The 1303-nt window shown below is 36.8% G+C and carries 1 protein-coding gene; it reads left to right on the top strand.

All coding sequences use genetic code 11. From position 1 onward, the window contains the following. The first annotated feature begins 54 nt into the window (after positions 1-54). Positions 55-1257, top strand: a complete 1203-nt coding sequence (locus PMI13_RS18225; RefSeq protein ID WP_007846493.1) for an IS256 family transposase — start codon at positions 55-57, stop codon at positions 1255-1257. Positions 1258-1303: the final 46 nt, after the last annotated feature.

The following is a 1303-nucleotide window of genomic DNA, read 5'->3' as shown; positions in this document are numbered from 1 at the left end:
GCTCAAAAAATTTTACGGAAATAACTTTTTATTATTTTTAATCATTACATAGTTATGATCGACAAAGAAGATTTATTAAACAATAAGGATTTTTACAAGTCCTTCAAGAATGGAGAAGATTTGACATCATTCTTCAAAGAAATGCATAAACGAGCTGTAGAACATATGCTTGATGCAGAATTAGATACTCATTTGGATAACGAGAAGCATCAGAAATCCACTACTGGAAATTACCGAAACGGACACGGAACCAAGAAGATAAAATCCTCATTTGGTGAATCTGAAATTAAAGTTCCTAGAGATAGAGAAGGCAGTTTTGAACCTGCATTAGTTCCAAAGAGACACAATATCATCGATGGTTTGGAGAATATTATCATCTCATTTTATGCTAAGGGAATGAGTGTAAGTGATATTGAAGAACAAATTAAAGAGATGTATAATTTTGAGGTTTCTACTTCCACCATATCACGAATAACCCATGCAGTTGCCAGTGAAGTGGTGAGCTGGCAGAATCGCCCGCTTGAAGATTTATATCTCATTGTTTGGATGGATGGCATTGCCTTCAAGGTAAGGGAAAGCTCCAAAGTCATCAATAAAACCATTTATCTGGCTGTTGGATTAAATCGTGACGGGAAAAAGGAAGTCTTGGGAATGTGGCTTGGAAAAAATGAAAGCTCAGCTTTTTGGATGAGTGTTCTCACAGATTTAAAAGCTCGTGGTGTAGAAGATATTCTCATCACCGCCACCGATAATTTAAACGGATTTACCCAGACTATCCGTTCTGTCTTTCCTGAATCTCAAACCCAAATTTGTGTGGTCCATCAAATCAGAAATGCCTGCAAATATGTGGTTTGGAAAGACAGAAAAGAATTCTCTGCCGATATGAAGCATATTTACACGGCGCCAACAAAACAGGCGGCTGAAGCCGCTCTGGGTGATTTTGCAGGGAAATGGGAAAGCAAATATTCTTATGCAATTGGGTCCTGGCGAAACAATTGGGATGAACTCACTGTATTTTTTGAATTTCCTCTTGAGATCCGAAAAATCATTTATACCACAAATTTAATTGAAAATCTCAACGGGAAAATCAGAAAATACACCAAAAACAAAATGTCGTTTCCTACGGATGATGCCGTAATGAAATCAGTGTATCTTGCACTAAAAGAAGCTACTAAAAAATGGACGATGCCTATCCATAATTGGGGTATTGTACTCAACCAATTTATGCTTATTTTTGAAAAAAGGCTCAGATTATAAAATCCAAGCCTAGCTTTTTAACTTACACACTTTACGGGATAGTGTC

Origin of the sequence: Chryseobacterium populi, from assembly GCF_000282115.1 — a bacterium.
In the GTDB taxonomy this organism is placed as follows: domain Bacteria; phylum Bacteroidota; class Bacteroidia; order Flavobacteriales; family Weeksellaceae; genus Chryseobacterium; species Chryseobacterium populi.
This window is presented reverse-complemented; position numbering and strand designations above follow the sequence as displayed.

Bases quoted from the DNA above. Each gene is read 5' to 3' on its own strand.
- PMI13_RS18225 (WP_007846493.1), top strand. From the start codon at position 55: ATGATCGACAAAGAAGATTTATTAAACAATAAGGATTTTTACAAGTCC.